Below are 23,490 nucleotides of genomic sequence, written 5' to 3'. Positions count from 1 at the left end.
ATCAAGCTAACTCAAGCCGTCTTTCAATGCGTTGGATGCGTTCAATGATTTTGTCGAGACTGACCTGTTGACGCGCATCCGTTTCATCCCCATGCGCGACTTCACGCTTCACAGAGACCATAGCGGATTCAAGGCTAGACATACGATTTTTAAGGTCATGGTTATCTTCCACAAGCTGATCCACTTTGCTGCGAATATGGCGCAAATGTTCCAGCACTAAACTTTCCATATTGTCTGTCATGACGGCCCCTTAACCGAGTTGCTTGAATTCAGCAATCGCTGCGTGCAATGCGGTTTCGTCGTCCTTTGAAAGTTCTTTACGCGCTTCAATACGCGCAATCAATGCCGCATGGCGCATACTCAGATGCTCGCGCAATTCTTTTTCAAAGTCGAGCACTTCAGCCACCGGAACGTCGTCAAGATAAGCATGGTTTGCGGCGAACAGCGAAACGGCCAGTTCCCACACTTGCAGCGGCTGATATTGCGGCTGCTTCAGCAACTCGGTCAGCCGCTGGCCGCGTTCAAGTTGTTTGCGGGTTGCGTTGTCCAGATCGGAGGAAAATTGCGCAAATGCCGCCAGTTCGCAGTATTGCGCCAGATCGGTGCGGATGCCGCCCGATAATTTCTTGATGATCTTGGTTTGCGCCGCGCCGCCGACGCGCGACACGGAAACGCCCGCGTTCATCGCGGGCCGAATGCCGGCGTTGAATAAATCCGTCTCCAGAAAAATCTGGCCATCGGTAATCGAAATCACATTCGTCGGTACAAAGGCGGTGACATCGCCCGCCTGCGTCTCAATCACCGGCAGCGCCGTCAGCGAACCGCTTTTGCCCATAACCGCGCCCTTTGTAAATCGTTCTACATAGTCTTCGGAGACGCGTGCGGCGCGTTCGAGCAGACGCGAATGCAGATAAAACACATCGCCCGGATAGGCTTCACGGCCCGGCGGGCGGCGCAGCAGCAATGAAATTTGCCGGTACGCCCATGCCTGGCGGGTTAAGTCGTCGTACACAATCAGCGCATCTGCCCCCCGGTCGCGGAAATATTCGCCCATCGTGCACCCGGCATAGGGCGCGATGTACTGCATCGCCGCCGGGTCCGACGCGGATGCGGCGACGACAATCGTATAGTCAAGCGCGCCATGTTCTTCGAGCTTACGCACGACATTCATCATCGAAGAGGCTTTCTGACCGATTGCCACATAAATACAGATCAAGTCCTTGCCTTTTTGATGGATAATCGTATCGACCGCAACCGCTGTTTTGCCGGTTTGGCGGTCGCCGATAATCAGCTCGCGCTGGCCGCGCCCGATCGGCACCATCGAATCAATCGCTTTTAATCCCGTTTGCACCGGCTCAGACACGGATTTGCGCCAAATCACGCCCGGCGCAATTTTTTCAATCGCGTCCGACTGCTTGGCGTGGATCGGCCCCTTCCCATCGATGGGTTGACCGAGCGCATTCACCACCCGGCCAATCAATTCCGGCCCAACTGGAACTTCAAGAATCCTGCCCGTGCATTTGACCGGATCGCCTTCGGAAATTGATGTGTATTCACCTAAAATCACCGCCTCAACCGAATCGCGCTCAAGATTGAGCGCCAGGCCAAATACGTTGCCGGGAAACTCCAGCATTTCACCTTGCATCGCCTCGGATAAGCCGTAGACGCGGCAAATGCCGTCGGTTACCGACACAACGCTGCCTTGGGTGCGAATCTGGGCGCTGGATTCAAATCCTTGAATCCGCTCTTTGATCAATGCGCTAATTTCAGCGGGATTGAGCTGCATAAAGTGGACTTCCTAATGGACTGCCTGATTTTTAACTTCTCATTAATTCAACGCGCATCTGCACCAGGCGCGCCCGCGCCGAAACATCCAGCACTCGATCTCCGACCGTGACGCACACGCCGCCAATCAATGAGGCATCAGCCTCCGCTTTTGGCGCTAACTTGCATCCGAATCTGCGCTCAAGTGCGGCGGTCAGTGTCTTCAGCGCCTCACTTTCAAGCGGAAAAGCGCTGACAATCTTCGCTGCATGGATTCCCTCACGGGCCAGTTTGAGCGTGTCAAATTGCGTCGCGATTTCAGGCAAGACGTGAAACCGTCGATGGTCAAGCAGAAGTCGCACAAAGTTTTTAATCTGCACCCGCTGAGCAGCGGCAACGATGGGCGTCAAGATGTCAACAAGCACAGTGCAGAGATATTCACGTTTCAATTGAGGCATCGCGATCATTCGCCGCACATCCGGATGACGGGCGAGCTGCGCGGCAGCATCGAGAACGGCTGCCCAGGCATCTAGCGCGTCTGGCTGCGCAATGCTAAACAATGCGCTCGCGTATGGCCGGGCCAGCGTTGCCAGTTCAGCCATGATTAAAGCGTCGCTTTGAGTTGATCAAGCAATGCGGCGTGCGCGCTGCGATCCATCTCGCGTTGCAGAATACGCTCAGCGCCGCGCACAACGAGGTCGGACACCTCATTGCGCAACGCTGCGCGCGCCTGCGCGAACTGCTGCTCAACCTGCATTTTCGCCTGCGCCATTAGACGCTCCGCTTCGAGCTGTGCGTTGCGTTTAATTTCTTCGGCCACGGCCTGCGCGCGCTGCTCAGCGGCATGAATTGTTTGCTGGCCCTGTTCGCGCGCATGCGCGAGCGTTTGCTGCGCGCGCGTCTTGGCGATTTCCAGTTCCGCCTGGCTCTGCTTCGCAGCCGCCAGGCCATCGGCGATTTTCTTTGTCCGCGCGTCAATCGCCTGTATCAGCGGCGGCCAGACAAACCGCATCGCAACCCAGGCGAGAATGAAAAAGACGACTGTCTGCGCAAACAGGGTGGCGTTGATATTCACGATGCGTTCTTACGATGGATACACATATGAGAGGATGAATAGCCTATCAACGCGCCAGGATCGACAGCAGCGGGTTGGCGAATGCAAAAAGCATCGCCACGCCAACGCCAATCAGAAATGCGGCGTCAATCAGGCCCGCGAGCAGAAACATTTTGGTCTGCAACGGATTCATCAATTCAGGCTGGCGCGCGCAGGCTTCAATATATTTACCGCCCATCAGCGCAATGCCCAGGCACGCGCCAATCGCGCCGAGTCCGATGATGACCGCAATCGCAATTGCGGTCATGCCTTGAATATGAGCGGCGACATCTTGCATGGTGACTCTCCTTTTTAGTTTGAATAAATGGAAAATGCTCTAGGGCATTTTTCAGTCGATTTGCCCGAGGAGCGAGCGCGAAGACAGTATGGAGATCGATGCGGGCGGAGCAGGTCTCCATCGCGCAGCGATGGAGGCGACCCCGCAGCGAGCTCATACGGCGAGCGCGAAGCGACACAGGGAAAATCAGTGAAAAATGTTCTAGTGTTTATCGTGCGCCTGGCCTAAATATACAAGCGTGAGCATCATAAAAATAAAGGCTTGCAGCACAATGACCAGAATATGAAAAATCGCCCACAGGCTGCCCGCAATCACATGTCCAACCAAACCCAGCGCGCTGGCGTCCAAATGCATGCTCCACAGACTGCCGAGCAGCGCAATCAGCAGAAACAGCAACTCGCCCGCATACATATTGCCGAATAGCCGCATACCGAGTGACACGGTTCTCGCCAGATATTCGATGATATTGATCAACAGATTGCAGGGCCATAACAGCGGATGGGCGCCAAAGGGCGCCGAGATCAGCTCATGCGCAAAGCCGCGCGGCCCCTTGATCTTGACGCCGTAGTACAGCGCCAGAATCAGCACGCCCAACGCAATCCCCAGCGTGCCGTTCAGGTCGGCGGTCGGCACAATGCGATGGCGATCAATCACGTCCGACAGGCCCAAGCCCTGAATGACCGCTGCCGGAAGATCGACCGGCACTAAATCGAGCGCGTTCATCAACGCAATCCAGACAAATACGGTCAGCGCGAGCGGCGCGATAAAACGGCGGTCGCCAGGAATGATCGCTTTGGACTGTCCTTCGACCATCTCAACCAGCATTTCAATTGCGCCCTGAAAACGGGACGGGACGCCGCTGGATGCGCGGCGCGCAGCGCAATAAAACAGTAAAAGCGCAACTGCGCCCATCAGAACCGACCAGAACAGGGTATCCAGATTCAATACTGAAAAATCAACCACTGAGGTCTGGGATCGGTTGGAGAAATTCTGCAGATGATGCGCGATATACCCTGAAGGGCTCTGCGTTTCAGTGCCAGCAGTCATGAGACTTGGGTATTGAATCGTCCAAAGAGATTTGAAAAACAGGGGCCAGCAGCCCGCGCATGAAGATCCGCCTGCATAAAGCGGGCGGATTGTACGCGATTATGGAGGCTAGAGGCAATCTCGCTAGAACATTTTTCAGTGAGATTGCCACTGGCGCGAGCGCGAAGCGACACAGGGCAAGCCGCTGAAAAATGCGCTTGGCTATAGACTTGCCAGTTCAACAAAGCGCTGTTTCTGCTTATACGGAACGATGGCCGATGTATATAGAACTGCTCTAGTCCCTCATACCACCGAGCAGATGTTCGATCTGGTAAACGATGTGGCGGAGTATCCGGACTTTCTGCCGTGGTGCGGCGGGGTCGAGATTTTCCGGCAAGATGAATGCCATCTCGAAGCCAGAGTCAATATTCATTTCAAAGGCATCCGGCAGCATTTCACCACGCGCAATACTTTGCAGCGGCCAACGCGCATTGAGATGGTCTTTCTGGATGGCCCTTTCAGGAAATTCACCGGTTATTGGCATTTAACGCCGCTGCGCGAAAATGCCTGCAAGATTGAATTTGCATTGCATTATGAATTTGCCAGCCGTCTGCTTGAAGTGCTAATCGGGCCGGTTTTTCATCATATTGCCGATACCTTCGTCGAAGCCTTCGTCAGACGCGCGCGTATCAAGTACAAAACGCCTATGTGCTAGACTCATTGATTTTTATCCTGTGCAAATCACGGCGCGGCCTTTCTTCCGTGACCGCCTGTTTTCAAGGAAAGAGGATGCCTGCTGCAACCGATTCAAACACTGTGACTGTTCAAAATACGCATTCTGAAAAATCCGCCCTGATCGCGAAATTTGCGCGCGGCGCGGACGATACCGGCTCTCCTGAAGTCCAGACTGCCTTGTTGACTGCGCGTATCAATGCGTTGACCGCGCATTTCAAAGTCCATCTTAAAGACCATCATAGCCGTCGCGGACTGATCCAGATGGTCAGCCGCCGCCGCAAGCTGTTGGATTATTTGAAAAAGAAACATCTGGATCGCTATTCTTCGCTGATCAAGGAACTGGGGCTTCGGAAGTAGAAGTCATCTCTAGAGCATTTTTCAGCGGCCTGCCCTGTGTCGCTTCGCGCTCGCCGTATTATTCATACTGTCTTCGCGCTCGCTCCTTGTGCAAGCTCACTGAAAAATGCTCTAAGAACCTTGTATCTGTTCACGGTCTTACCGTGCGCCTGCGTCCACGGTCTATATTTTTAATGGCAATTCAAAACCAGGAGGACTCTTACATGGAATTCCTGAACACCCTCAAAGACGCGCTGCCTGATTATGCGAAAGACATCCGCCTGAATATCGATAGCGCAATTGCCCGCTCATCGCTGGAAAACACCGAAGCCGTAGGCGTTGCACTGGCCTGCGCTTTTGCGGCACACTGCCGCGTCATTGTCGCGGCGATTCGCAACGCGGGCGTGTTATCCGCCGAAGAGCAGAATGGCGCATTGACCGCGGCGGCGCTGATGGGGATGAATAATATTTGGTATCCCTACCCTGAAATGGCCGATGATGCAGAACTGAACGACACACTGCGCAAAGAGGGCCTGAATACCGTACAACTGCGCGATATTGACCGCATTGCCGCCACCATTTACGCCGTCGCGCAAGTGATTGCAGTTGAACATGGATGATGCGTTTTCGACCCATTTTCACTCATGCGCAGCATCAAACCGCTCTTTGACTAAACTTCGTGCTCGCTCAATCCCGACGAAAAAGCCGGTTTGATCGCGCCAATGGCGCCGGTAATCCACACATAGACCTATTTGCCCAATTAGGCCCCCAAATAGGCCCCCAAAAAATGCCAAAACGCCTTTCTCTCCTAAATCAATTGCTCACACGGCCTAATGTAAGGAATGATGATGTTCAATAAAGTTGTCAAACAATTTCAGTGGGGCAATCATCCGGTGCGTCTGGAAACCGGCGAAATCGCGCGCCAGGCGGGCGGCGCGGCGCTGGTGGATGTCGATGAGACGCTGGCGCTGGCCACTGTGGTCGGCGCAAAAAGCGCGAGGCCAAGTCAGGATTTCTTTCCGCTGACAGTCGATTACATTGAGAAAAGCTATGCCGCGGGCCGGATTCCAGGAGGATTTTTCCGCCGCGAAGGACGGCCGTCCGAAGGCGAGACGCTGATTTCCCGCTTGATTGACCGGCCGCTGCGCCCCCTCTTTCCAGAGGGGTTGCGTAACGAAGTGCAGATCGTCGTTCATGTGTTATCGCTCAATCCGGAAGTGCCAGCGGATATTCCCGCCCTCATCGGCGCGTCCGCCGCGCTCGCGCTTTCAGGCATTCCGTTCAACGGGCCGATTGGCGCGGCGCGCGTTGCCTATATCAACGGACAATACGCGCTCAATCCAACCCGCGCCCAGATGAAGGAATCGGCGCTTGATCTGGTCGTCGCGGGCACCGAACATGCGGTGCTGATGGTCGAATCGGAAGCCCGCCAGCTTTCCGAAGAAGTGATGCTTGGCGCGGTGATGTTCGGCCATCAACAGATGCAAACAGCCATTCAGGCGATTCATGCACTGGTCAGCGAAGCGGGCAGACCGGAATGGAACTGGCGGCCCGAACCGCGCGATGAAGCGCTTTTTGAACGTATCCGCGCACTCGCTTACGAAGATTTTCGCGCCGCTTACCAGCGGCGCGAAAAAACCGCGCGCAGCGAACAACTGCGCACGGTGCGCGCGACGGTCACGGCACAGCTCGCCGCGGAAGCGGAAGCCGCGGGCGGCGTTGCGCCGGAGCACGCAACCGTCAATGCGATGCTATTCGAGCTGGAAGCGCAGATTGTCCGCGCGCAAATCCTATCTGGAGAGCCGCGCATCGATGGGCGCAGCACGCGCGCGGTCCGTCCGATCTCCATCCGCAGCGGCGTTTTGCCGCGCGCGCACGGCAGCGCGCTGTTTACACGCGGCGAAACGCAGGCGCTGGCGGTTACCACGCTCGGCACGAAGAGCGATGAACAGATGATCGACGCGATTGAAGGCGAATATCGCGACCGCTTCATGCTGCATTACAACATGCCGCCGTTTGCAACGGGCGAAACGGGCCGCGTCGGCGCGCCAAAACGGCGCGAAATCGGGCATGGCCGGCTGGCGCGGCGCGCGCTCGCGCCGGTTCTGCCAGACGAGCAAAGCTTTGGTTACACAATCCGCGTGGTCTCGGAAATCACCGAATCCAACGGTTCATCGTCGATGGCCTCGGTATGCGGCGGCAGTCTGGCGTTGATGGATGCGGGCGTGCCAGTCAAGGCGCACGTTGCGGGCATCGCGATGGGCCTGATTCTGGAAGGCAATCGCTTCGCCGTGCTGACCGATATTCTGGGAGATGAAGATCATCTCGGCGATATGGACTTCAAGGTCGCTGGCACTGCGCAGGGCATTACCGCTCTGCAGATGGATATCAAAATCGCTGGCGTGACCGAAGAGATTATGCGGATTGCGCTCGCGCAGGCGCGGGAAGGGCGGCTGCATATTCTTGAACAGATGCAGGGGGCCATCGCTGGCGCGCGCAGTGAATTGTCAACATTCGCGCCGCGCATGGTCACCATCCGGATTCCCACGGACAAGATTCGCGATGTCATTGGCAAAGGCGGTTCGGTGATTCGCGCGCTCACCGAAGAAACCGGCGCGACAATTGATATTTCCGAAGATGGCTCAATCACTATTTCAAGCGCCCGCAGTGAGGCGATTGAAGCAGCCAGGCGCCGGATTGAAGAGTTGACATTGGAGGTTGAAGTCGGCCAGGTGTATACCGGCACTGTTTCAAAGCTGATGGACTTCGGCGCAATTGTGAACCTGCTGCCAGGACGGGATGGCCTGTTGCATATTTCAGAGATCACCCATCAGCGGGTTGAAAAAGTCAGCGATCATTTAAAAGAAGGCGCGCTGATCCGGGTCAAAGTCATTCAGAAAGATGAAAAGAACCGGATCCGCCTTTCTGCAAAAGCGGTTGGGGAAGCGCTCAGTTAAATAGAAGTTTCGCGCTTTTCAGACACACACTCACTGGCGCTTCCCCTCTCCCGCTTGCGAGAGAAGGGGCAAAGGCGTGAAACTCGTGAAATATACTGGAAGCGGGGGCGTGATGCATCAAATCCTCATTATCGGAGGCGGCGCGGGCGGACTCGAACTTGCCACGCGGCTGGGCAACCGGCTTGGAAAACGCAAAAAAGCCAAAATCGTACTTGCCGACCGCTATCCCGTACACGTCTGGAAACCGCTGCTGCATGAAGTGGCTGCGGGCAGTATGGATCCATTCGCCCATCAGCTTGAATATGCCGCGCAGGCGCGCTGGCATGGTTTTGAATTCCAGTTGGGAGAATGTATTGCGCTGGATAGAAGCGCGAAAACCATCACGCTTGCAGCGGCGCACGACGAGGAAGGCATTGAATTATTGCCCGCCCGTACGCTGAAATACGACACTTTAGTCATCGCGATTGGCAGTACGACGAACTTCTTTAATGTCTCTGGTGCGCAACAGTATGCAATCGCGCTTGACACCACCGCTCAGGCGGAGCGTTTCCGCCGCCGTCTGATCGCAACGTGCATGCGGGCGCATACGCATAGGAGCAGCCGCGCATCGGGAACCGCGGCGCGCATTCAAATTGCCATTGTAGGCGGCGGCGCAACGGGGGTTGAGTTATCCGCTGAACTCCGTCAGACAGCGCAGACGCTGGCTGCATATGGCATCCATGCGCTGGAACCCAACAGGGATATTGGCATTACCGTGATTGAATCGGGGCCGCGTATCCTGTCTGCATTACCTGAGCGGGTATCGACTGAGACCGCCGTTCTGCTGAAGAAACTGGGCATTGAACTGAGTGTTGGCGAACATGTCACCGAGGTTCTGCCAAATACATTGCGCACCGCGAGCGGCAAAACATTGTCCGCGGATTTAATCGTCTGGGCCGCTGGCATTCAAGCGCCTGCCATATTACAACAACTGGACGGTCTTGCAACCACGCCGCGCGGCCAGCTTAAAGTGCGCATGACGCTGCAAACCGAAAATGATGACGATATTTTTGCGTTCGGCGACTGTGCAAGTTGTCCGTGGCCGGCACAGCATAGCGCTGTTCCGCCGCGCGCACAGGCGGCGCATCAACAGGCGAGCTTTTTGTCGCGCGGGCTGATGCGCCGTCTTGCCGGGAAGTCATTGCCCGCCTTTAGCTACCGCGACTTCGGCTCGCTGGTCTCATTGGGGCGCTTTGGCGCAGTCGGCCATTTACTGGGCGGCAATCTATGGGTCGAAGGCATCGCCGCGCGCTGGATGTACGCATTTTTATACCGGATGCATATTGCAGCGCTTCATGGCATACCCAGAATGGCGCTCGATACCCTCGCTCACTGGCTGCGCCGTTCAACCTTGCCGCGCGTGAAACTGCATTGATGCGTGCGCAGCTCGCCCACAAATATAGCCAAGCGCATTTCATCTGATATGGCGGCTTCAAAGCTCGCCGTATTGCTCATACTGTCTTCGCGGCTGCTTCCTTGTCTCAAATTAAACGCGCTTGGCTATACAAAAAAACCGGCTAAAAGCCGGTTCGCGAAGAATATTTCTCACTTTATTTATTTTCGTTTCCTTCGCTTTTTTCAGCATCTGAAGCTGGCGCTTCCAGCGTTTCCGCAGGCTGTTCTTCAGGCGCCGGAGCCGCTTGATTTGCGTCTGGCGCCGCTTCCTCCGGCGCGTTCTCTGTCGTTTCAGGCGCAGCCTGTTCAGCCGGTTTATTGCACGCAGCCAGAGCAAAAGCCGCAATTAAAGAGGCGATGAAAAGGGATTTCTTCATGGTCACTTCCTTTTTATGGTTAAGCCAAATAACAATGACAATGCGCGGTTCAGCCGTATGCGCTTCTGCTGATGAAGCAAGGCCGAAGTATATAGTGAACGAGCGAACTGCGCATTGAATCGCATACCGTACCATCTGTATGCGCAGGATGTCACGACTGGCTCCGCGCATGAGTCCAGGATCATAATGCAAATTCCTTGTTGCAACGCCGCCAGCGCGGCTGTGCGACACTCCTGTTATTGCCCGCGCAGAAAGAGCCGGTCTAAATCGGTCAAAGACAATTGATACCAGGTTGGGCGGCCATGATTGCATTGATTGGCGCGTCCGGTGACTTCCATCCGGCGCAATAACGCATTCATTTCGTCCAGACTCAGACGCCGGTTGGCACGCACTGCGTGATGGCACGCCAATGTGCTGAGCAGTTCATGCTGATGCTCGGTCAGCGCGCGCGAGCCGCCCCATTGATCCAGGTCGTGCAATACGGCGCGCACCAGCGCGTCCAGTTCCGCTTCCTTAAGTAATGCGGGCACCGCGCGGACCGCAAGGGCCGTTGGCGATTGCGGTGCGACATCGAACCCCAGTTCAGCCAGCAGTGCGCGGTTTTCTTCGGCAACCGCCATTTCAACCGCATTGACCGGCATCGAATGCGGAATCAGCAGGGTTTGCGCCTCAACCGCGCGCGCCGCCAGCGCCACCTTGAGTTGTTCATACAGAATCCGCTCGTGCGCGGCGTGCATATCGACCAGCACTAAACCATGCGTATTTTGCGCAAGGATATAAATCCCGTGCAACTGACCGAGGGCAAAACCTAGCGGGTAAACGTCATCGCCTGCCACTGTCGCGGGCGCAGTCTGTGCGCCGCTGGATAGATTCGCGCGCTTCTCCGCTTCCAGACCGTCAACCGGATTGGCTTGCTCCACCGCAGGCGGCGCAGGACGCTGTCCAAACAGCAGATCGTATTGCGCAAGCGGCTGCGCAGCCGCGGCGGCGCGCACGCTGGATGAGGCGCTTTGCCAAAACCGGCCTTGCGTTGACGTGCGCGCGCCAATCGCGCCGGATGGAGCGCGCAAGGATGCGCGTCCGCCCGGCATGGAATCCGCGTTCACCTGCGCCGCGTGTCCGCCCGCCGTGGCGGGCGTGATTTCACCCGCGCCCCGCGCAAGCGCGCGCGCAAGTGCGTGAAAGACACATTGATGAATCGCGTGCGCATCCCGAAAGCGCACTTCCGTCTTGGCGGGATGCACATTGACATCGACCGCTTGAGGCGGCAATTCAAGAAACAGCGCAAAAGCCGGATAACGTCCGCCGTGCAGCACATCCTCATAAGCGGCGCGCACCGCGTGCGCGAGCACCTTGTCGCGCACCACGCGCCCGTTCACAAAAAAATATTGTTGATCGGCGCGCGCGCGGCTGATCACCGGTAAGCCAACCAAGCCGCGCAGACGCAGAGCGCCGGCGCGCTCTTCAAGCGATAAATGCGCGCCCGCAAAAGATTCGCCCAGAATATTTGAGATGCGCGTTGCCGCATCGCTGGCCTTCCAGTGCAAAATCGCGCGGCCCAGATGCGAGACTGAAATCGTCACATCTGGCCGCGCAAGCGCGGCGCGGCGCAATGCCTCCAGACAATAGCCAAGCTCAACAGACTCGCTTTTCAGGAATTTCCGGCGCGCCGGCGTATTGCAATACAATTCGCGTACTTCAACCGTAGTTCCAGCCGCGCCGGCCGCGGGTTTACACACGCCCGTATGCGCATCGATTGAGCTTGCATGCGGCGCGGCCGCAGTGCGGCTGGTGATTGATAGTTGCGCAACAGAAGCGATTGCGGCCAGCGCTTCTCCGCGGAATCCGAGCGTGTGAACAGCCTCCAGTTCAGCAAGCGAGCGGATTTTGCTGGTGGCATGGCGCGCCAGGGCGAGCGGCAATTCGTCCGCGGGAATGCCGCAGCCATCATCGGTAACGGCCATCCTCTTGACGCCTCCAGCGTCCAGCATTACGCGCAGCGTGCGCGCGCCGGCGTCGAGCGCATTTTCGACCAGCTCTTTCACGACCGACGCGGGCCGTTCGACCACCTCTCCCGCGGCAATCTGGCTGACCAGAAGGCCGGGAAGAACAGCAATTGACCGCGCGATGGGCAGCGCAGAACGTAGAATTTCAGATTGCTCAGACATATCTTAATTAGAAGCCATTTATGAAATGACTTCTATATTTTGAAGGATAGAACCCCTGTGGACAACCTGCTGCACCTTGCCGCGATGGCGCTCAATATCGACCGGTTTCTGGGCGCTTTTATTCTGGAATATGGCGCTTGGGTATATCCGGCGCTTTTTCTGATTGTATTTTGTGAAACAGGGCTGGTGGTTTTCCCTTTTCTGCCAGGCGACTCACTGCTGTTTGTCGGCGGCGCATTCTGCGCAACGGGCGCCCTCACATTACCCGCGCTGATAATGCTCTTGCTGGTTGCCGCGGCGCTCGGCAATACCGTGAATTACCAGATTGGCCGCATGATCGGCCCTAAAGTATTTGAATCGAACTGGCGCTTCCTGGATCGCGCGGCGTTGACTAAAACGCATGATTTTTACCAGCGGCACGGCGGTAAAACGATTGTGCTCGCGCGCTTTATACCGGTGGTGCGCACTTTTGCGCCGTTCGTTGCGGGCGTTGGCGAGATGGGCTTTGCCCGTTTTCAGTTTTTCAATGCCGCCGGCGCGCTGGCGTGGATATTAAGCCTGGTCTTCGCTGGCTATTTCTTCGGCAATTTACCGTTTATCCGCCGATATTTGAATCTCATTGTGCTGGTTGGCATCAGCGCCGCCGTCGTGCCGTTATTGATTGGAACTGGATGGCGCTTACTGATGCGGCGGAGTTAAAAACTCCAGCGCCTTATTTCCCGATACAAAACCGGCTGAATATTTCTCCCAATAAATCATCCGGCGTGAATTCGCCGCTCATGCTGCTCAACTGCTGCTGCGCCAGCCGCAACTCTTCCGCGAACAGATCAAGTGCCTGCGCATCGCGCGCGGCATGCCCGGCGGCGTCCAGATGCTGGCCCGCGACCGCCAGCGCATCCAAATGCCGCTGCCGCGCGGAATAAACGCTTTCAGACGCTGTCCGCCCACCCGCTATTTCCAGCAATTGCGCGCGCAGCAAATCAATCCCGTCCGCAAATTTTGCCGATAAACGCACCGTGCGCATATTTTCGTTCACTTGCTCCACACAAGGCGCAATCGGCGTTAAATCGGTTTTGTTGAACACCCGAATGACCGGCGCGGAAGCGGGAAGGCGCGCTGCAATCGCCTGATCATCAGGCGTTGCGTCCGTCGAGGCATCCAGCACATGCAATATTGCGCCCGCGCGTTTGATCTCTTGCCAAGCGCGCTCGATGCCCATCCGTTCAACCTCGTCTTTTGCCGTGCGCAAACCGGCGGTATCGATGATATGTAAAGGAATGCCTTCGATCTGAATGCTTTGCGTAATTTGATCGCGCGTTGTTCCGGCAATGGGCGTGACAATCGCCCGTTCCGCTCCGGCCAGCGCGTTCAGCAATGAAGACTTTCCAACATTTGGCCGGCCGGCAATCACAATCGTCAGCCCTTCGCGCAGCAACGCGCCCTGCCGCGCATTGCGCCGTATTTCCTCAAGCGCGCGCCGCAGATGCGTCAATTGGCCGTGCGCATCCGCGCGAGAAAGGACATCGATCTCTTCTTCAGGAAAGTCGAGCGTTGCTTCAACCAAAGCGCGCAGACTTGTCAGCCGCTCGATAAGCGCGCAAACCGCGCGGGAAAACTCGCCCTCGAGCGAGCGCTGCGCGCTGCGCGCCGCTGCGGACGTATGGGCTTCGATCAAGTCCGCAACCGCTTCCGCTTGCGCCAGATCAAGCTTGTCATTCAAAAAAGCGCGGCGCGTAAATTCTCCAGGTTCGGCCAGACGCATGCCGAATGCCTGTCCGGCTTCAAGGCACCGTTGTAAGACGAGTTGCAACACGATCGGCCCGCCGTGTCCGTGCAATTCAAGCGTGTGTTCGCCGGTATAAGAGCGCGGCGCTGGAAAATACAGGCCAATGCCCCGATCCAGCGCTTCGCCATTGGCGTCCAGAAAGGGTACATAGGAAGCGTGGCGCGGAATTAAGCGTTGTCCAAACAGCGCCGTCATCAGCGCGTTCACCGCATGCGCATCCTTGCCGCCGAACGAAATCCGGACGACCCCAATCCCGCCTCGTCCGGGCGCGGTCGCAATCGCGGCAATGGGTTCATGATCCCTAATCGCCATTGAACAATCGGATTCCTCAGGGCCTGTTTATCTGTGCAGAATATCGAGTAGCTTCCGCAGTTCAACGCGCAGCTCAGTCATGTCAAGGAATGGATGATCAGTATGAGTGTCGCGCGCAGTCCGCCGCTCCGGCATTGGCTGACTCATATCCACGGCGGCGCTTCTGGATGCGTTCAGGCGATTGCGCGCGCCGTGGATTGTAAAACCCTGTTCATACAGCAATTCCCGGATGCGTCGAACCAGTAATACTTCGTAGTGCTGGTAATAACGCCGGTTACCGCGCCGTTTCATCGGCTTGAGTTGCGCAAATTCCTGCTCCCAATATCGCAACACATGCGGTTTCACCTCACATAGTTCACTCACTTCGCCAATCGTGAAATAGCGTTTAGCTGGGATGGGCGGAAGATGCGTTTTTTGCTCGTGACCGGGATATTCTCGTTTCATGTTGAAGCGCGTCGGCCCATTTCAACGCGTATTTTCAATTTTTGGCTCGCGTGAAAAGTGACGACACGACGCGCAGCGATCAATATCGCTTCGCCTGTTTTCAAATTACGTCCAGGGCGCTGGCCTTTATCGCGCAGTTGAAAACTGCCAAAACTGGATAATTTCACCTGTTGGCGCTTTTCAAGCGCATCGAGAATCAGTTCAAAAAAGGCTTCGACCATTTCTTTCGCTTCGCGCTTATTCAAACCGAGTTCATTGAACAGCAATGCAACGAGACCGGCTTTTGTCAACGTAGAGCGGTCTGCTCGCAATATCGCAGCGGCAGACTGAGCGCCTGTTCCCAAATCTGCTGCGCGGGCGCTATGCTGCGTCGGTCGGCGCTCGGAATGCTCACCTATTGCAATATGCTCCGCTTCCTGCGCTCCGTCTTCCTTGCCTAGCGCGCGCTCGCTACGATTTGCGGACAGGTTCTGAGATTCAGTTCCGCGCGATGGATAGAATACTCGTGAAGACATATCAAACTATCCATTAAGTGCGCACCCGCACGTCATAGACTCGCGCCAAATGCTCGACCATCGTTTGAATCGCGCGATTTACAGCATGTTCGTGCAATGTACCCTTCTTATCCTGCAAAATAATCCGGAACGCAAGGCTACGCTCGCCTTCCTTGAAGGCCTCCGGACGGTTGTCGTTGGGACGGAATTCATCAAATAATGCGATATGCTGGATAGACCGGCACGCACTCTGCTGGCGCAGCGCGTGCATTGCGTCGAGCAACTGCTGCGCTTCAATCTGGGCGTTCACCATCAGGGCAATATCGCGCGTGACCAGCGGAAATTTCGATATTCCGGAAATCGCCGGCAATGACCGCTCCCTCAAGGCGTGCGCCTGCACCTCGAATAATATGGGCGGATGCGGTAAATCATACTCTTTGAGCCAGCGCGGATGCAGCTCGCCAATCCAGCCAATGCTCTGATGATCCAGATCAATGCGCGCGCTGCGGCCTGGATGCAGCGCCGGATGTTCAGCTTTCACAAAGCGCGCCGGATGCGGCGCAAGCAAGGCTTCAAGATCGCCCTTCACATCAAAAAAGTCAACCAGACGCGTTGCGGTACCCCATTGTTCTTCCCATACCGGTCCGTAAGCGAGGGCGCCCGTCATCAGCGTTTGCGCGAAATCCGCAATGTTGAATGTATCCGCGGAGATCGTCGGGTCGGCGTGAAATACGCGCCCCGCTTCAAATAATCGCACGCGCGCCGCTTTGCGGTTCAGGTTATGGCGCAACACATGAACCAGACTTCCGAAAAGCGTACTGCGCAGCGCAGAATAGTGCTGAGCGATCGGGTTTAATAGACGCACGGGCGTTGCATTGCCCGCAAGATCGCGTTCCCAGCGCGCATCCACAAAGCTAAAATTGACTGTTTCAGTATAATCGCGCGCCGCCAGTGCATGCCGTACCGCATGGAGCGAGCGGCGCGCGTGCGGGTCCTGGGCCGGAGGACGCAGCCGGGTCTGCGCAACCGGCATGCGCGCCGGAATACGATCAAAACCGTGGATGCGCGCAATCTCTTCAATCAGGTCGATTTCGTGTTCGAGATCGAAACGGTAGGCAGGCGGCGTGACCATCAATGATGCGCCGTTGCGCGCAAATGGCAGCGCAAGGCGCGCCAGGATTCCGGCCATTTCATCCGCGCTCAGCGTGATGCCAATGCACTGGTTGGCGCGCTCGATGCGCAACTCAACCGGCGCGCGCTCCGGCGCTTGAGCGATCTGATCATTGATTGGTCCGGCCTGGCCGCCGCAAATATCCAGAATCAGCCGGGTCAGATATTCCAATTGTTCGGTGGTATCCGAATAATCCACGCCCCGCTCAAAACGATGCGCGGCTTCGCTGGAAACGTTATAGCGGCGCGCACGGCCGCGGATCGCGTCAGGATGCCAGAACGCCATCTCAACGCGAATATGGCGCGTATCCAGCGATACCGCTGTGTGCGCGCCGCCCATGATGCCCGCCAAACTTTGCGCTGCATGTGGGTCCGCAATCACGCCCGTGTTGGTATCCAGCGTAATGGTTTGCCCGTTGAGCAATGTAAGCGTCTCGCCCGTGCGCCCCCAGCGCACTTCAAGCGGCGCTGTAAGCCGTTCAAGATCAAATACATGCGATGGATGGCCAAATTCGAGCATTACATAATTTGAAATATCGACCAGCGCCGAAATGCTGCGCTGGCCTGAACGCTCCAGATGTCCGGCCATCCACGCCGGCGTTTTTGCGCGCGCGTTCACATTGCGAAGCACGCGCGCTGAGAAGCGTCCGCATAATTCAGGCGCGCGGATATGGGCCGGCAGGATTTCTGAAAGAAGTGTGGGAACCGGATTGAACACCGGCCGGTGTAAAGGCGCGCCCGTGATCGCGGCCACTTCGCGCGCGATGCCAAACACCGACAAACAATCGGCCCGATTGGGCGTCAGTTTGAGGGTGAAAATTTTTTCATCCAGGCCCAGCGCGATGCGAATATCCTGTCCAGTGGGCGCATCTTCAGGAAGAATGAGCAGCCCGCCGCCGTCCGCGGATATTCCAAGTTCACGCGCCGAGCACAACATGCCTTGGCTGTCGACACCGCGCAGCCGGCTGGCGCGGATCCGCACAGGCGTGTCGCGCTCCGGTCCCGCGGGCGGCAATTGCGCGCCGGGCTTCGCGCACGGCGCTTTAATTCCCGGCGCGACATTCGGCGCGCCGCAGACAATGCTCAGCGTTGCGCCGTTGCCGATGTCCACCGTGCACACCCTGAGCCGATCCGCATCTGGATGCCGAGACACGTCCAATACGCGCCCGACCACCACGTCTGAACAAGGCGGCGCAACGGTTGATAGCGCTTCAACTTCAAGTCCAGCCATCGTCAGCGCGTGAGCAAGCGCTTCGCTTGACAACGGAGGATCAACAAAACTTCTGAGCCAGGATTCGGGGAATTGCATGGCTTCTATGGCAGAGTCCAGGCGTTTCGCACAGCCGCGCTGGCAAGGCGCGCCGACGAAGACAGTACAATGAGTACGGCAAGGGGCGCTGCGCCGACCAGCGCGGCTGTGCGAAACGCCTCATCATGCAAACTGCTTCAAAAAACGCACATCCCCCTCAAAAAACAGACGTAAATCCTCAATGCCATAACGCAGCATCGTCAGCCGTTCCAGACCGCTGCCAAAGGCGAATCCCATATAACGCTCAGGATCCAGTCCCATATTGTGCAACACATTCGGATGCACCTGACCAGCGCCCGAGACTTCCAGCCATCTTCCCGCATACCGGCCCTGCTCAAATTTCATATCGATTTCAGCCGAAGGCTCGGTAAATGGGAAATAGGAAGGGCGAAAACGGATATGGACATCGTCGCGCTCGAAGAACTGACGCAGGAAATGGATATATACGCCTTTTAATTCTGCAAAACTGAGGCGCTCATCAATCCATAGTCCCTCAACCTGATGGAACATCGGCGCATGGGTGGCGTCACTGTCCACACGATAGGTGCGTCCTGCGGTAAGCACCCGCAGCGGCGGGCGATGCGCGCGCGCGTAACGAATCTGCATCGGACTGGTATGGGTGCGCAACAGTAAGCGTTCGCCTGTTGCACGATGCGCGTCAATATAAAAAGTGTCCTGCATGGAGCGCGCTGGATGGTTCTCAGGACTATTGAGCGCTGTGAAGTTCGTCCATTCTGTTTCAATTTCCGGCCCATCTGCGATATCAAAACCGATGCCGCGGAATATATTCTCCGCCCGTTCCCAGCTGTTCATCACCGGATGCAAGGCGCCCGGCCCGATACCGCGGCCTGGCAAGGTGACGTCAATCGCTTCAGCGGTGAGGCGGCGCTGCATCAGGGCGCGCTTCAGTGTTTCACGCCGGGCGCGCAGCAAATCTTCAATCTGCTGTTTTGCTACGTTCATCCGCGCGCCTTCCCGCTTGCGCGCGGCGATATCCAGCGCGCCCAGCGTCTTTAAAAGCGTGGACAACTCGCCTGTTTTGCCTAGAAATCGCGCTTTTGCATTTTCAAGCGAAGCGATGTCTTCAGCCTTGGCAAAGACATCGCGCGCATGAGCAACGATCTGCTCAACATTCATGGGCTGCTGTAGCAATCAGAAGGCAGGATTCACTTGCTTGACAAGCACCTCAAACGCATCCTTATCCGTCACCGCCATATCCGCCAGAATCTTGCGATCCAGCTCAATCCCGGCTTTTTTCAATCCGTTGATCAACACGCTGTAAGTCATCCCATGTGCGCGGGCGGCGGCGTTAATGCGCGTAATCCACAACGCGCGAAATACCCGTTTGCGGTTGCGGCGATCCCGATAGGCATATTGCCCGGCGCGCATTACGGCCTGCTTGGCGACCCGGTATACATTTTTGCGCCGGCCTCTATAGCCTTTGGCTGCGTCAAATATCTTTTTATGACGCGCGCGGGCGGTGACGCCCCGTTTAACTCGTGGCATGGGTTCTCTCCTGTCCGCCCAATGTTAAACGAAGGGCAGCATTGCGCGCACAGCGTGCACATCCGCCGCATGAATGGAAACGCTGCCGCGCAATTGGCGTTTATTTTTGGCGCTTTTCTTGGTCAAAATATGGCGTTTAAAAGCATGGCTGCGTTTAATCGTTCCCCCTGGCCGCACCGCAAAGCGCTTTGATGCGCTTTTTTTTGTTTTCATCTTGGGCATATAAAGCTCCTCTTATACGAACACTTAGGCGTGCGGAAATCATTCCACCCTTATAGAACCCCGGTTCGCCTGTTTCATTTTTTCTTTTTGGGCGCAAACACCATCGTCATTTGCCGGCCAGCCATTTTAGGCGTTTGCTCGACTTGTCCGTATTCATCCAGTTCATGGCGCAAACGCTCCAGAACGCGCATGCCGATGTCCTGGTGAGCCATCTCCCGGCCCCTGAAACGCAATGTAATCTGCGTTTTATTGCCCTCTTCCAAAAAGCGTTTCAGGTTATTCAATTTAACATTGAAATCACCTTCATCCGTTCCTGGACGGAATTTAACTTCTTTGACTCGAATAATTTTCTGTTTGAGTTTCGCTTCGCGCGCTTTCCTGGCTTCCTGATATCTGAATTTCTGATAATCCATCAGCCGGCAGACAGGCGGAGTCGCGCGCGGCGCAATTTCCACCAGATCGACCTCTGCCTGTTCCGCAAGACGCAGCGCTTCAGCGAGCTTCACAACACCGATGGCTTCATTGCTGACGCCAATCAAACGCACTTCCAGTGCCGTGATATTACCGTTGATACGGTGTACAGATTTGTCCGTAACGATGTTCGTTATCCTTGAAAGTTAGAATCCAGAGTGTTTTTCAGAACCCGTTCAAGACCTTCAGCTCATCACGCAGTTTCTCGATAAATGCATCCACCCGCATTACGCCACAGTCCAAGCCGCCGCGCGCGCGCGCCGCAACCGTCTGAGATGCGCGCTCCTTCGCTCCAACGACCAGTAAGTACGGAATTTTCTGAAGCGCGTGGGCGCGGATTTTATAGCCAATTTTTTCGTTGCGCAAATCCGCTTCCACCCTGAATCCCTGTTTTTTCAACCTTTGTTCAGTCTGGCGGGCATATTCCGCCTGGCCCTCCGAGACGGTCAGCACAACCGCCTGGACGGGGGCCAGCCATGCCGGCAAAGCCCCCGCGTAATGCTCAAGCAGAATACCCGCAAAACGCTCCATCGAACCCAATATCGCCCGATGCAGCATCACCGGCCGGCGCCGGCTGTTATCTTCAGCCACATACTCGGCGCCCAGCCGTTCGGGCAGCACAAAATCCAGTTGCAAGGTGCCGCATTGCCATGAACGGCCAAGCGCATCTTTAATATGATATTCCACTTTGGGCCCGTAGAAGGCGCCTTCGCCGGGACGCTCCTCCCAACGGAGCGCGCAGGCGGTCAATGCCTCGCGCAGTCCCTGTTCAGCGCGCTGCCAGACTGCATCGGCGCCCGCGCGCAGCGTTGGACGCAGCGCGAGCTTAATATCGATCTGCGTAAAACCAAAATCTTTATAGACTTGCAGCGCCAGCGTATTAAACGCGATTGTCTCTGCAATGACTTGATCCTCGGTGCAAAAAATATGCGCATCGTCCTGCACAAAGCCGCGCACGCGCATCAGGCCATGCAGCGCGCCCGACGGCTCATTCCGGTGGCATGCGCCGAATTCTGCCAGCCGCAGCGGCAAATCGCGATACGAACGCAGCGCATGATTGAAAACCTGCACGTGCCCAGGGCAACTCATCGGCTTGATCGCGTAGTCGCGCTTTTCAGACTCGGTCGCGAACATCTGCTCGCGGTAGTTTTGCCAGTGGCCTGAGCGTTCCCAGAGCAGGCGATCCATCATCTGCGGCGTGCGGATTTCCTGATAACCAGAAGCATCAAGCCGGGCGCGCAGATAGCGCTCTATCTGCTGCCAGAGCGTCCAGCCCTTCGGATGCCAAAATACCATCCCCGGCGCTTCATCCTGCAGATGAAATAAATCCAGTTGTTTGCCAAGTTTGCGGTGGTCGCGTTGATCGGCTTCTTCAAGCCGGCGCAAATAGGCATCCAATTCCTGCCGGCTTGCCCAGGCGGTGCCGTAAATGCGCTGCAATTGCGCATTGCGCGCATCGCCGCGCCAGTACGCGCCTGCAACCTTCATCAGTTTGAAATATTTAAGCCGGCCCGTGCTTGGCACATGCGGGCCACGGCATAAATCGGTGAAACTGCCTTGAGAATACAGTTTGATTTCCTCCGTATCGGGAATGGAGGCGACGATCTCGGCTTTGTAATGCTCGCCCATGCCTTTGAAATATTGAACCGCGTGATCGCGCGATACAGTGCGCCGCGATATGGGCTGATCGGCCTGCGTGAGCGCGCGCATCCGTTGCTCTATGGCCTTTAAATCTTGGGGCGTGAAAGGACGCGCGTACGCAAAATCATAGTAAAAACCCTCTTCAATGACCGGCCCAATGGTCACTTGCGCTTCAGGATATAACTCTTTAACTGCGCACGCGAGCAAATGCGCGCTGGAGTGACGGAGGATCTCCAGCCCTTCCTTATCCTGGTCTGTAATAAGCGTTAAGGCGGCATCGCGTTCAATCAGCGTCGAAGTATCGACCAATGCGCCGTCCAGCCTGCCTGCCAGCGCGGCTTTGGCCAGTTTGGGACTGATGTGCGCGGCCGCTTCCGCTACGCTGACTGGATGATCAAACTGACGCACCGCGCCATCCAGTAAACGCACCGCAAACATTCTATTCTCCTGACCAGGCCAAAAAAATACGGCCCTGAGGCCGCAAATCTCGAAAATCCGTTGGTAGGCTCGATTGGACTCGAACCAACGACCCCCACCATGTCAAGGTGGTGCTCTAACCAGCTGAGCTACGAGCCTATTAGAGCATTTTTCAGCGGCTTGCCCTGTGCAACGATGCGCTCGCGCCAGTGGCAATCTCGCTGAAAAATGCTCTAGAAGCGCCAAAAGAGCGCCATTCTAAAGGTTCTGCGCTGAAAAACCAAGATTTAGGTCATATGGCGTCTTCTAGAGCATTTTTCAGTCGATTGGCCCAAGGAGCGAGCGCGAAGACAGTATGAACAATACGGCGAGCGCGAAGCGACACAGGGAAAATCACTGAAAAATGCTCTAAAGCGCTTTTGCCTTTTGGCAGACTGTGCAAGCGCTGCATGAATATCTACAGTGCTTCATCTGTATCCCGCGTCCATTTGCACTGTTTATGCACATCACTTTTTCAAAGGCGCGCCATCCGCATGGGTTTACCTTGGTTGAACTGATGGTCGTATTGTCCCTGCTGGCGATGATCGCGGCAGCAACAGCGCCGGCATTCGGACATTGGTTTGCACGCCACCAGGTCGATCTACAAGCGCACACTCTACTTTCGACATTCGCATATGCGCGCAGCGAAGCGATCTGGCGGGGAATGCGCATTGCAATATGCCGCGATGACGGACGCGGCCACTGCAGTACGCGCGCGCAAAACTGTGCAAAAACGCGCGTCGCGGCACAAGATTGGGCCTGCGGTTATCTCGTGCAAACGGAACCATTGGCGGGCCCAGGCGGCGCAAATGGCAGCCAGTTGTTACGCATTCAGTCGGGCGATGAGCGACTGGTCATCATGGGCACCGCTGCAACGCGCGTGTTGTTCAGGCCGCCCGCCGGACAGATTATTGGAGGTTTTCGCCGCTTTGAAATTGGCATACGCGGCGCAAGCGCTGATGCGCGCGCAGGCGAACTGCGCCGCTGCATCCTGATTGCTTCCAGCGGCCGCGCGCGTCTGGTCAAGGCGGCATGCTAGCGCTCAGACATGAAAAGGCATCTTCCACGCTGCGCATATCCAAGGCAAACCGGCGATACCCTGCTCGAAATTGCACTGGCTTTATGGCTGATCGGCATTGCCGCATTGGGCGCGATTCGTCTACAACTCTGGGCGGAACGCGCGCACCGCGCCGCGCTTTGGCGCATCCACGCCGCCTATCTTGCGGACACGGCTGCCGAAGCATTGCGCAGTGGAGCCGCAACCGCTCGCGTGACGGCCGCGGGCAACGCGCGCGCCGCGGCCAGACTGCCAGGCGGCGGCATGCGTATCGTCGATCAAGGGCCTGAAATCCGATTGATCGTGGTGCATTGGAATGAAATAGCGCCGTGGCCAGAGGCTCAACCGGGTAATGCGCAGGATTGCCCGCCATCGGGAACTGACGGAATGACCCGGTGTTTATTTGTGACCGTCGCAAAATGACAGGAATTCTG

Annotated in this window: 26 protein-coding genes and 1 tRNA gene; 9 read left to right on the top strand and 18 right to left on the bottom strand. The window is 56.5% G+C overall.

Annotated elements, in window-relative coordinates:
• Position 1: 1 nt before the first annotated feature.
• The 5 genes from CAGGBEG34_RS02395 to atpE are packed head-to-tail and all read right to left on the bottom strand — an operon-like array spanning position 2 to position 3,155.
• Complete coding sequence (locus tag CAGGBEG34_RS02395; protein WP_006682287.1) at positions 2-241, bottom strand: hypothetical protein; 240 nt, start codon at positions 239-241, stop codon at positions 2-4.
• Between the two features lie 9 nt (positions 242-250).
• Positions 251-1,786, bottom strand: a complete 1,536-nt coding sequence (atpA, locus tag CAGGBEG34_RS02390; protein ID WP_006682286.1) for a F0F1 ATP synthase subunit alpha — start codon at positions 1,784-1,786, stop codon at positions 251-253.
• Positions 1,787-1,817: 31 nt separating this feature from the next.
• Positions 1,818-2,366 carry a F0F1 ATP synthase subunit delta gene (locus tag CAGGBEG34_RS02385; protein WP_006682285.1) on the bottom strand — a complete coding sequence of 183 codons (549 nt, stop codon included), beginning with the start codon at positions 2,364-2,366 and terminating at the stop codon, positions 1,818-1,820.
• A gap of 2 nt (positions 2,367-2,368) precedes the next feature.
• Positions 2,369-2,839: a F0F1 ATP synthase subunit B gene (locus CAGGBEG34_RS02380; RefSeq protein ID WP_006682284.1), complete on the bottom strand. Its 471-nt coding sequence runs from the start codon at positions 2,837-2,839 to the stop codon at positions 2,369-2,371.
• A gap of 46 nt (positions 2,840-2,885) precedes the next feature.
• Complete coding sequence (atpE, locus tag CAGGBEG34_RS02375) at positions 2,886-3,155, bottom strand: F0F1 ATP synthase subunit C (RefSeq protein ID WP_006682283.1); 270 nt, start codon at positions 3,153-3,155, stop codon at positions 2,886-2,888.
• A gap of 60 nt (positions 3,156-3,215) precedes the next feature.
• Here atpE and CAGGBEG34_RS10005 point away from each other — a divergent pair, with 60 nt between their 5' ends.
• The gene (locus CAGGBEG34_RS10005; protein ID WP_238984936.1) at positions 3,216-3,383 is read left to right on the top strand and encodes a hypothetical protein; all 168 of its coding nucleotides are present in this window, start codon (positions 3,216-3,218) and stop codon (positions 3,381-3,383) included.
• On the opposite strand, the gene atpB is transcribed toward CAGGBEG34_RS10005, so the two are convergent.
• Entirely contained in the window at positions 3,357-4,202 is an 846-nt protein-coding gene (gene atpB, locus CAGGBEG34_RS02370; RefSeq protein WP_006682282.1) for a F0F1 ATP synthase subunit A, read from the bottom strand. The two genes, CAGGBEG34_RS10005 and atpB, sit on opposite strands and share 27 nt — an antisense overlap.
• Positions 4,203-4,452: 250 nt before the next feature.
• Here atpB and CAGGBEG34_RS02365 point away from each other — a divergent pair, with 250 nt between their 5' ends.
• From CAGGBEG34_RS02365 to CAGGBEG34_RS02345, 5 genes are all read left to right on the top strand, one after another.
• On the top strand, positions 4,453-4,896 hold the full coding sequence (locus tag CAGGBEG34_RS02365; RefSeq protein ID WP_006682281.1) for a type II toxin-antitoxin system RatA family toxin: 444 nt from the start codon (positions 4,453-4,455) through the stop codon (positions 4,894-4,896).
• Positions 4,897-4,970: 74 nt separating this feature from the next.
• Entirely contained in the window at positions 4,971-5,273 is a 303-nt protein-coding gene (gene rpsO / locus CAGGBEG34_RS02360; RefSeq protein ID WP_006682280.1) for a 30S ribosomal protein S15, read from the top strand.
• Positions 5,274-5,476: 203 nt separating this feature from the next.
• Positions 5,477-5,872: a hypothetical protein gene (locus CAGGBEG34_RS02355; RefSeq protein WP_006682279.1), complete on the top strand. Its 396-nt coding sequence runs from the start codon at positions 5,477-5,479 to the stop codon at positions 5,870-5,872.
• 222 nt (positions 5,873-6,094) lie between these two features.
• Positions 6,095-8,209 (top strand): polyribonucleotide nucleotidyltransferase, encoded by a 2,115-nt coding sequence (gene pnp / locus CAGGBEG34_RS02350; protein WP_006682278.1) that lies wholly within the window; start codon positions 6,095-6,097, stop codon positions 8,207-8,209.
• A gap of 112 nt (positions 8,210-8,321) precedes the next feature.
• On the top strand, positions 8,322-9,623 hold the full coding sequence (locus CAGGBEG34_RS02345; RefSeq protein ID WP_006682277.1) for an NAD(P)/FAD-dependent oxidoreductase: 1,302 nt from the start codon (positions 8,322-8,324) through the stop codon (positions 9,621-9,623).
• A gap of 175 nt (positions 9,624-9,798) precedes the next feature.
• On the opposite strand, the gene CAGGBEG34_RS10960 is transcribed toward CAGGBEG34_RS02345, so the two are convergent.
• Positions 9,799-10,020 (bottom strand): YajG family lipoprotein, encoded by a 222-nt coding sequence (locus CAGGBEG34_RS10960; RefSeq protein ID WP_006682276.1) that lies wholly within the window; start codon positions 10,018-10,020, stop codon positions 9,799-9,801.
• 236 nt (positions 10,021-10,256) lie between these two features.
• Positions 10,257-12,188, bottom strand: coding sequence for a DNA mismatch repair endonuclease MutL (mutL, locus tag CAGGBEG34_RS02335; RefSeq protein ID WP_006682275.1), 1,932 nt, complete (start codon positions 12,186-12,188; stop codon positions 10,257-10,259).
• A gap of 57 nt (positions 12,189-12,245) precedes the next feature.
• Here mutL and CAGGBEG34_RS02330 point away from each other — a divergent pair, with 57 nt between their 5' ends.
• Complete coding sequence (locus tag CAGGBEG34_RS02330; protein ID WP_006682274.1) at positions 12,246-12,887, top strand: VTT domain-containing protein; 642 nt, start codon at positions 12,246-12,248, stop codon at positions 12,885-12,887.
• 13 nt (positions 12,888-12,900) lie between these two features.
• Here CAGGBEG34_RS02330 and mnmE read toward each other — a convergent pair whose 3' ends face one another.
• The 10 genes from mnmE to CAGGBEG34_RS02280 all read right to left on the bottom strand — a co-directional run bounded on the left by mnmE (position 12,901) and on the right by CAGGBEG34_RS02280 (position 22,119).
• Positions 12,901-14,286, bottom strand: coding sequence for a tRNA uridine-5-carboxymethylaminomethyl(34) synthesis GTPase MnmE (gene mnmE, locus CAGGBEG34_RS02325; protein WP_006682273.1), 1,386 nt, complete (start codon positions 14,284-14,286; stop codon positions 12,901-12,903).
• A 27-nt stretch (positions 14,287-14,313) separates the two neighbouring features.
• A complete protein-coding gene (locus CAGGBEG34_RS02320) occupies positions 14,314-14,730 on the bottom strand; it encodes a MerR family transcriptional regulator (RefSeq protein WP_006682272.1) in 417 nt (138 codons plus the stop codon).
• Positions 14,727-15,074 carry an integration host factor subunit alpha gene (locus tag CAGGBEG34_RS02315; protein ID WP_238984942.1) on the bottom strand — a complete coding sequence of 116 codons (348 nt, stop codon included), beginning with the start codon at positions 15,072-15,074 and terminating at the stop codon, positions 14,727-14,729. The genes CAGGBEG34_RS02320 and CAGGBEG34_RS02315 overlap by 4 nt, the downstream gene beginning before the upstream one ends.
• Positions 15,075-15,258: 184 nt before the next feature.
• Entirely contained in the window at positions 15,259-17,703 is a 2,445-nt protein-coding gene (pheT, locus tag CAGGBEG34_RS02310) for a phenylalanine--tRNA ligase subunit beta (protein WP_006682270.1), read from the bottom strand.
• Between the two features lie 123 nt (positions 17,704-17,826).
• Positions 17,827-18,840: a phenylalanine--tRNA ligase subunit alpha gene (gene pheS / locus CAGGBEG34_RS02305; RefSeq protein WP_006682269.1), complete on the bottom strand. Its 1,014-nt coding sequence runs from the start codon at positions 18,838-18,840 to the stop codon at positions 17,827-17,829.
• A 15-nt stretch (positions 18,841-18,855) separates the two neighbouring features.
• Positions 18,856-19,209 (bottom strand): 50S ribosomal protein L20, encoded by a 354-nt coding sequence (rplT, locus tag CAGGBEG34_RS02300; protein WP_006682268.1) that lies wholly within the window; start codon positions 19,207-19,209, stop codon positions 18,856-18,858.
• Between the two features lie 24 nt (positions 19,210-19,233).
• Positions 19,234-19,431, bottom strand: a complete 198-nt coding sequence (gene rpmI / locus CAGGBEG34_RS02295; RefSeq protein WP_006682267.1) for a 50S ribosomal protein L35 — start codon at positions 19,429-19,431, stop codon at positions 19,234-19,236.
• Positions 19,432-19,505: 74 nt separating this feature from the next.
• Positions 19,506-20,039: a translation initiation factor IF-3 gene (gene infC / locus CAGGBEG34_RS02290; RefSeq protein WP_238984941.1), complete on the bottom strand. Its 534-nt coding sequence runs from the start codon at positions 20,037-20,039 to the stop codon at positions 19,506-19,508.
• A 28-nt stretch (positions 20,040-20,067) separates the two neighbouring features.
• Complete coding sequence (gene thrS / locus CAGGBEG34_RS02285) at positions 20,068-21,981, bottom strand: threonine--tRNA ligase (protein WP_006682265.1); 1,914 nt, start codon at positions 21,979-21,981, stop codon at positions 20,068-20,070.
• Positions 21,982-22,042: 61 nt separating this feature from the next.
• Positions 22,043-22,119, bottom strand: a tRNA-Val gene (locus CAGGBEG34_RS02280).
• A gap of 277 nt (positions 22,120-22,396) precedes the next feature.
• Between CAGGBEG34_RS02280 and CAGGBEG34_RS02275 the strand changes: the two genes are divergently transcribed.
• On the top strand, positions 22,397-23,038 hold the full coding sequence (locus CAGGBEG34_RS02275) for a GspH/FimT family pseudopilin (protein WP_050009290.1): 642 nt from the start codon (positions 22,397-22,399) through the stop codon (positions 23,036-23,038).
• Between the two features lie 9 nt (positions 23,039-23,047).
• Positions 23,048-23,479 (top strand): PilV family protein, encoded by a 432-nt coding sequence (locus CAGGBEG34_RS09570; RefSeq protein ID WP_006682263.1) that lies wholly within the window; start codon positions 23,048-23,050, stop codon positions 23,477-23,479.
• Positions 23,480-23,490 lie beyond the last annotated feature (11 nt).

Source organism: Candidatus Glomeribacter gigasporarum BEG34 (genome assembly GCF_000227585.1).
In the GTDB taxonomy this organism is placed as follows: domain Bacteria; phylum Pseudomonadota; class Gammaproteobacteria; order Burkholderiales; family Burkholderiaceae; genus Glomeribacter; species Glomeribacter gigasporarum_B.
Note: the sequence above shows the minus strand (reverse complement) of the source record. Positions and strands in the feature narration are given on the sequence as shown.